The following is an 8,810-nucleotide window of genomic DNA, read 5'->3' as shown; positions in this document are numbered from 1 at the left end:
TGGATCTGGAGTTGGTGTTGAATCCTTCAACTGATCCAAATATTCTGCAAAGAATGTCACCATTCGATCTGTTAAGAGGTGGTTATCTGTTGCATACTTCATGCTTGCAACTACACTTGCCACTTCTTCTTGATTGCTCTTATCCGTTAATTTTTGGGCCTTAGCTAATGCAGTTTCATATGCACTTGTATCAAGACCTGCTTCAGCAACTTGAGGACGAGCAAAGATAAGTTCTGCAGCTGATTGATATTGGTTTTCAGTATCACCATAGGTTCTTGTTCCAGTTAGAACAATCTTCTTAGCCTTGATAGTCTTACCAAAGTCAATATCTTTTGGCTTATTATTGCCAGCCCAATTCGTTGCATTGAAGGTATGGTCCTTACCTGTTTCATCAGTAACCACAAGAGTCACATCTCTCAAGGTACCATTTGAACCTGAACCACGTGGAACATAACGGAAGCCTGTAATTTCTGTTGGTTCTTTCAAGACCATTGTTGCTGGTTTACCAACATCGCCTCCGCTCCATGATGTATGCCATAGGCTAGACAAGTTACCATCAAAGGCATTTTCAAGACCTTCACCAGCCTGAGCAGGAGCTGAAAGACTTGCAAAGTCATCTGATACAAGAGCTGTTTTCTTCATAACCAAAGCATCTTTAAGAGCATTGACCTTATCGATTTCTGCTTTTGCTTCTTCTAGACTAATGTCATCATCTGCTTGGCTGAGGTTGAAGACTGCTTCTTTCAAAGCATCCATACTTTCTTTGGTGTAGTTAGTCATGGCTACAGTTGGAAGATAATTCTTGACAGCATTTTCTGTCATCATCTTACCAGTCAAGACAATCTCTTCGATTTGAAGTCTATCCATGATGAAGTCATTGTAACCACGGAAGTTAGCATTACCACCAGAATCTCCACGAGTGTTACTTGCGTTTCCTGTAGAGTAGATACCTACCCAGGTATCGCCAGTTTCAGCACCTGTCACAAGGAAGGTTGCACGTTTCGCTTTTTGAGAATCAGTCCATGAATTTGGTAATTCATGCATTTCGAGGTCGCTTGCTTGGCTACCACGACGGCCAGATTGGAATTCTCCCTTACCTACAACAAATGCGTAAGTACTATCAGAACCTGCTTCGTAGTCAAATGTGATACGGTAGGTCTTACCTGCTTCAAAGCGGAAGTTTTGTGGGATTGTTTGGTAAACCAAGTTACGACGGCTAACTAGACCATTTGTCTTGAGTGACCAATTTCCTTCGATAACGTCGTCAACTTTCTTGCCATTCCAATCACGTTGTGTGTATGGACCATGTTTTTCAGACAAGTGAGTACGGTTATCTTCAACACCTTCGATTCCACCGATGACAAATGGGAAGATACCTTGTCCGACATTTTCAAAGTCTTGTTTGAAGACGCCTTTTGCAGTATCATGACCATCACCGTACATGTTTGAATCATTTTCGAAAGTACGGATTTCATCGAAGTAAGTTGCTTCATCTCCTGCTTCACGACTCAAGGTCAAGGTTACATTTGATACATCTGAACCTGTTGTGAAGAAGGCATACATATTTTGGAAGTAACTTGTATCATTAACAGTTGCGTTGTCACGACGTGTGTTATGAGCGTATGCTTTAACATAGTTAAGAGCGAGTGACTTGTTAGTGTAGTTGGTCACTTCTTTCTCACCAGTGTTAACAGTAATGCTTGCTTTAGCATCACTACGGTTATCAACACCGACATAGACAGCATATTTAGTATTTGGTTTCAAGCCAGTCAATTTTTGAGTGAGACTAACTTTTTCTTTATTGCCTTGGATGCGGAGCATTTGGTTCGCACCTTGAGATTTAACAACTGTCGCTTTAGAAGCATCACCTTCAATCTTCCAATGATCTAAAGATTCACTGTTAAATCCTTGGTCATAGATGTGCATTCCTTCGCTCCATGACATTTCAGGATTAGTTTGTTTAGAGCGATAAAGAACATATGGTTGATTTGCTAGAAGGTCGAGTGTGATCTTACCATCTTTGACAGCTACTTCTTGTTCTTCAGTCTTACCTTGGTCTGTTAGTTTGTAAAGGTAAACTTTGCCGTTTGCCCAGTCACTAGGAAGTGTCCAAGTTGTTGCACCTTTTTCAGTATTGAAGTAGTACATCTTTTCCTTGTCACCAGTAAGCTTATTACCATTGGCATCCCAGTTCCAAGGAGTCAAGTAGGCTGAACCATCTTGAATGACACGATCATTAAGTGTTACAATTCGTTCACGGTATTGTGGGCTATTGACATCGTTAGATTTACGAGTAACAACTACCTTGTTGTTTTCCTCATCTACCAATTCAACCTTCATCTCAGGTGTCCACTTATAAGTACCACCATTGTCAGTCATGGTTACTGGTTTACCATTTTCCCATTTGCTAACAGTGAAGTGTTGGAAGTACTTAGTCATAACATCGTGGGCAAACAAGTTGGTTACATAACCATTATAGTCGCTACGACCTTGCCAACCTTCGAAGTCTTTCATGCTGTATCCGCCTAGAAGTGGATAGTTTGCCGCACCTCCGTAGCTTCTGTAATCACCAACCCAAGCATCTTTTTGGTGGTTACGGATAAAGCGAGTAATCGCACTGTTGATACCTTTATTGGTATAGCCACCATAAGTCAAGTCAGCTGCCCAGTGATGGAAGGTAGAGTCATACTCACCACCATGGCCCCACTCAATTGCAAAGCGCCAACCTTGTTGGTTGATTTCTTTTGCAAGAACGTGAGTTGCCCAAGCACCGTTGTCACCTGATTGGCCGTTACCCCAAACGTCGACATAAATGAAGTCTAGACCTTCACCCAATTCTTTCTTCAATTCTTCCCAACGCGCTAAACGTCCATGAGCCAAGTCATAAGCTGCATCGATATTAATACCTTGGTCAAGCCAGTTCCAACCATAGCTATAGCTACCGTCAGCATTTTTACGAAGGATATTTTCATTGAAGTATTTTGATTCAGGATAGGTTTCTGAAGCGTTAACGTGGATACCCAGGTGGGCACCATATTTCTTAGCTTTTTCAATAAGAGCTTTAAAGTCTTTCGTACCACCGATACGTTTACCGATATCCGCGTAGTTTAAGTGACCTGAGTCATGTCCTTCACTACCGTAACCTTTAAGGAGGACACCCTGTCCAAGACCATCTGTGTGGAGGTTAATCTTCTTGATACCATCCAAGGTCATCAGGAATGGGTTTTGTGCCTGTGAACCAAAGTTCATGGCGATACGGTAGGCAGTGATATTTTTTACTTTTTCCCAACCTTGAGGGTTGTTCATGATGCTACGGTATGCAATCGCACCATCTTGCCAGTCTACTTTATTATCAGCATTGGCATCTTCTGTGATGACAACTTTAGCACTTGGAAGTTCCTTAGTATAAGCTGGGAAGACAATACCATTGTGTGCTTTTTCCCACTGCCATTCAGAACTATGGATTTCAACGTAGTTAGCATTACCAATAGTGTTCTTGTAGGCTGTCAAACGTGTCCAGTCATAAGAACCACCACCGTAACTATTTTGAGAATTACTCCATACACCAGCAGCTAGTTTATCTGTTGAAACAAATCCATACATGTAACCTTTGGCCAATTCTTTCATTGGATTGGTTACTTCGATATGGTCATCCCCACTTACGTGAGTATTGTTTGACATGGTTGCCCCATCAAACTTAGCTCCAGGTTGGTCACTTGAAACAGATACCAAGGCATTGCCTAGGAAGCTGATAGAAGAAAGTAATTTACGTTCATCATCAATCTTCTGTCCTGGTGTTACTTGGTTATGGTTGACAATCTTAGTCACATCAAAGTGAAGTTGATTGCCCACTACTTGTAAACGAACAGTCATATCTGCATTGATGAGATTTTCCTCATCACGGAGTTTCATTTCATACTCAGCAGTTGTTGCGTTTACTTTTTTATAGGTAACTTCAGGAGTTACGGCATGCTTATTGATAACAACTTGATTAATTGGTTGAAGTTGACCTGGAAGCTTGTTGCCGTTAAGGACATATTCTTTAATACGAGGGAAGGCTTGGTCAATAACTGCTTTCAAAACAGTAGACTCAATTGTGTCGTATTTCACGTTACGATCATCGACCTCATCGCCTTTTTCTTTTTCAGCAACTTCTTGGTCTGCTTTAACGCCTTCTTGGTCATCTGTTTTAATGTTTACAATTGTTCTTTCGCTACTATTGTATGTTCCAGCTTTAAGAACAATCTTCTTCTCATCTTTTAATTTGTCATTAACTGCAGAAGGTAAGGTAAGAGTATCGAATAACTTGACATCATTGTTGGTTGCGTTCAGTTGTCCGTCCGATTTGAGACTGATCGTCAAATGGTTAACAGAACCATTTACTGGTGCTGCGACACGTCCGCCTTGATACCAAAGTCCGCTACCATTTGTCTTGTATTCCCAGAACCATCCGCCTTGGTCATACCCTACAAAAACGTTATTATCCGTGTCTTTAAATTTCATGAAAACACCAAAGCGAGACTTGCCTGTTTCAGACTCTTCTTTGAAGGTCAAATCAACTGTAGCATTGCCGTTAGCGTCAACTGTCAAACCTTCTTTTTCGAACAAAGCTGGATTTTTTCCGTTATCATTTTGAGCTGTTGAAGCTAGTTGATTGTATCGAACACCTTTTTCTTCACGAATTGCTACTGTTCCTTGTTGTTCCTTCTTTTCAACAGTTTTCCATTCTGGTTTAACTTCTTTTCTTTCAGCCGGTTTGTTTTCCGCTGGTTTATTCTCAGCTGGTTTGTTCTCAGCTGGTTTGTTTTCAACTGGTTTTTCTTCCTGAGGTTTGTCCTCTTTTGGTTTTTCTTCTTTATCTTCAACTTGTTTATCAAGTGCATCTAGACCCGCTGGTTTCGTTGTTTCAATACCTTTGATATAGTTTTGAATCCATTCTAACTGTGCAGGTGAGAAGAGGATACCACCACTACGTTTACCAGATACACCGTTTTGGTGAATACCAATTAATTTTCCATTTTCATCAAAGATTCCGCCACCACTGGCACCAGGTTCACTTCCTTGGTAGCTAATGCCACGAACGCCTTCGCCATGATTGTTAATAGCTTCGACAGTGGTATTAAGGATTGGATCGAGCTTTCCTTTTGGATAGCCAAAGACGTGTACCTTATCTCCTACCTTAATGGTAGATGGTTTATCTAAAACTTCAACTGGAGCATTTGCAAGAGGTTTGCGAAGTTTGACAATGGCTAAGTCATTTTTATAACCTTTTAGAAAACCTTCACGATCCCAGTGTTTTACATCATTTTTACTAAACTTAACGTCTGGTGCACCTTCATAAGAAACTGTATACACATCCTTATCACTTTCGATGTTGTCTGCTACCTTACGATTGTTGCCATCTGGAACATCCTTGATAAAGTTATGAGATACGGATAAAACAAGATTTTCTCCGATAACAATCCCACTACCAGTCCCAGCATCGCTCTTAATTTCAACAGTTGCACCGTAATTCAATTCACCGTTTTTTGTTTTAGCGACATCTTCTGGAACTAAACTTTTATCTTCTTTTGCTAAGTCTTCTTTCGAAGCAGTATGGCCACTATCTTCAGCCTTATCAAGTTTTTCACGCAAATCTTTTGGAAGTTCATTTTCAGTTGTTGCAGCTTCTTTTTCTTTCGCTAGTAATTCTTCCTCAGTTTTTGGTCCTTCGGTAACTTCAGGAGAACCATGATCTTCTCCAGGTTTTGGTGCTTCAAAATCATGTCCATTATCATCTTTTGCATTTGCCAGAGCAGCTGCTAAATCGGCTGGCATATTTGCAGTAGAACCAGTTTGGGCTGTATCTGCCAAAACAGTACTTGTTCCAAAGAATGTAGCACCAATGACAACAGAAGCAACACCTAATGAAAATTTCCGAATACTATATTTACAACGTTTTTCAAATAATCTTTTATCCATTATTTTTTTATTCCTTTCCGCTTAAAAAGTAAGCGTTTGCATTTTGTCTTAAAAAAATAACCCCCTTCATTATTTTCGCTTATTTTTTAAACATATAAATATTTCTTATACCATTTTAATATATCAAAAACCGGTTTAAAAATCAATACTATATTAGTTAAAATTAGTAAAAGTAAAATCTAAATTCCGAACCAGACTGAAAGTCTTTTTACTACAAGAACACCTATAATCATAGGCATAAAAAAAGAAATCACCTTCGAAAAATTAGAGTAGATTATCCCCATTTTCGAAAGGTAATTTCTTGAATTTTTATTCTATTTTCAAACAATTATTGTTGTAAGACTTTTCGAGGTTTTGTCCCTTCAGCAGGACCAATAACTCCAGCCATCTCTAATTCTTCCATCAATCGAGTAGCTCGGTTAAAACCAACCGATAGACGGCGCTGAATCATGGATGCACTTGCTTTTTGTGTCTCGATGACAAGAGCCTTTGCTTCTTCAAAGAGAGGATCTCCAGCATCATCGCTAGAACCAAACTCACCTTCTGACTCAGATACTTCTCCTGGGTCAAAGCTTTCATCATAATCCGCATCAGCTTGAGCCTTAATGAAGTTTACGATGCGTTCCACATCATCATCTGAGATAAAGGATCCTTGGAGACGGACAGGATGGTTTTCATCAATTGGCTTAAAGAGCATATCCCCTCGGCCGAGTAATTTCTCAGCACCATTTTCATCCAAAATCGTGCGTGAATCTGTTCCTGAAGAAACTGCAAAAGCCACACGAGACGGCACATTTGCCTTAATCAAACCAGAAATAACATCCACTGAAGGACGCTGGGTTGCAAGAATCATGTGAATACCAGCTGCACGCGCCTTCTGTCCAAGTCGGATAATGGCATCTTCTACTTCCTTGCTAGCAACCATCATGAGGTCAGCCAACTCATCCACAATCACAACGATTAAAGGTAGAGGTACTTGTTTGTACTCTGATTGAGCGTTGAATTCCTCAACTTTAGCATTGAAACCAGCAATATTTCGAACTCCGACTTTGGCGAAAAGTTCATAGCGGTTTTCCATCTCGTCAACGACTTTTTGAAGGGCCTTGCTGGCCTTACGAGGGTTGGTCACAACTGGAATCAAGAGATGAGGGATATCGTTGTATACTGAAAGCTCAACCATCTTAGGGTCCACCATCATAAACTTAACCTGGTCAGGGCGGGCCTTCATCAAAATACTTGCGATGATTCCGTTAACTGCAACGGATTTACCAGAACCTGTAGAACCGGCCACTAGCAAGTGAGGCATTTTTGCCAAATCAAAACTACGAGCCGTACCATTGACTGCTTTCCCAAGAGGAATTTCTAGAAGGTTTTCAGGCTTAGTTTGAGATTGTTCCCAAAGCTCACGGAAGGATACAGTTGCAATTTCCGAGTTAGGAACTTCGATACCTACCAAGGATTTCCCAGGAATCGGTGCTTCGATACGGACATCTTTAGCAGCCAAGGCGAGAGCCAAGTCATCTGCTAGGTTTGAAATACGGTTGACACGGACACCAACTGCAGGTTTAACTTCATACTTGGTCACCGACGGACCGATTTCAGCACGCTCAACCGTTACCTTGATACCGAAACTTGCAAAGGTTTCTTCCAAAATTTTAATATTTTCTCGAACGATTTTCTTTTCTTTTGACTGATCTTTTGGTTTGTCTGGCGCAAAGAGTTGCAAGCTTGGAAGCTTATACTCCAAGGCCTTTTTAGCAGAAAAATCTACTTCAACCTCTTCGTCATCATCATCTTCTTCAGAGAAAACTTCTTCCTCTGGATAGTCTCCTTCTTCAGGGTAATCAAAATCAGCTTGCGGGAGAATAATCTCAGGTTCTACCCATTCCTCCTCTGGAAGTGGAGGAAATTCTTGCAGTGGTTGGTCTGATAAGATTTCTCCAGTTTCCATATTTACAGGCTGCATGTCAAGCAAAACCTGCTCTTCTCTTTCTTTTTCAAGTCTCGCTTGCTCTTCTGCTTCTCTTCGTACCTTTTCTTCTTCACGCTTGATAAAGCGCTCTTGCTTTTTCTGTTCACGGCGTTCCATCCAGATAGCAAATCGAGCTGAAAGAAAATCAGCAATATCATAGATAGACCATGGACTCATTAAAAGAGCTCCGATTAGGATTAAGATTGCCCCGATGAAATAGGTACCGATGTTTGAGAACAAAAAGGCTACCGGAATGTAGAGCCCTACCCCTAACAAGCCTCCCCCTGCAAAACCGCTTACTTGAAAACTGGTTAAATCTTTAAAGATTTGTCCAATTGTTCCTTGAAAAATAGCATTTGCCATACTAAGCTTCCAGACAAGATAAGCTTGAAAGATGAGGAGTAAGCCTGCAAAAATAAAGAAGAAACCTGCTAGCAAGCCTTCTTGTTTATGAATCCATTTAAAGAAGAATAGATAAATCAAGAGAGAGAAAATAGCTAAGTATGCTAAACTCCCTACGAGTAAGCGAATCAGGTTATAAACAGTGATTCCGACAGCTCCCCATTTGAGGGCTGCAAAAATTAAACAGATAGCCAAAGCTAAGGAAATCAACATTCGTTGAATCGCTTGTTTTCTTTCCAATTCTGCTTTAGACGGTCTGCGTCTTGTTTTAGTTGTATTCTTGTTTGCCATGCTTCTATTATATCATATTTCACCGCCATTTCTAAAAAGATCAATATCCTCCTTGAGTAGTTATGTATTAAGAGATTCAAAAAAAATTTTCTTATCCATAGTTTCCCTCTCTAAGCAATTTCAGAACATCTTTTTGATAGCCTTTATGATCCAGCTGACTGTTCATCAGAAAAAGAAGATATGC

General features: G+C 40.4%; 2 protein-coding genes. Both read right to left on the bottom strand.

Features of this window, described 5'->3' with window-relative positions:
• Positions 1-5,961: SpGH101 family endo-alpha-N-acetylgalactosaminidase (locus AB8E63_RS03825; protein WP_368910015.1), on the bottom strand; the 5,961-nt coding region annotated here is incomplete at its 3' end.
• Between the two features lie 328 nt (positions 5,962-6,289).
• Positions 6,290-8,575 carry a DNA translocase FtsK gene (locus AB8E63_RS03820; protein ID WP_368910021.1) on the bottom strand — a complete coding sequence of 762 codons (2,286 nt, stop codon included), beginning with the start codon at positions 8,573-8,575 and terminating at the stop codon, positions 6,290-6,292.
• Positions 8,576-8,810 lie beyond the last annotated feature (235 nt).

The sequence above is a fragment of the Streptococcus sp. oral taxon 061 genome, assembly GCF_964211575.1.
GTDB lineage: Bacteria > Bacillota > Bacilli > Lactobacillales > Streptococcaceae > Streptococcus.
The sequence above is the reverse complement of the archived record's forward strand: the minus strand, read 5'-3'. Positions and strand labels throughout refer to the sequence as shown.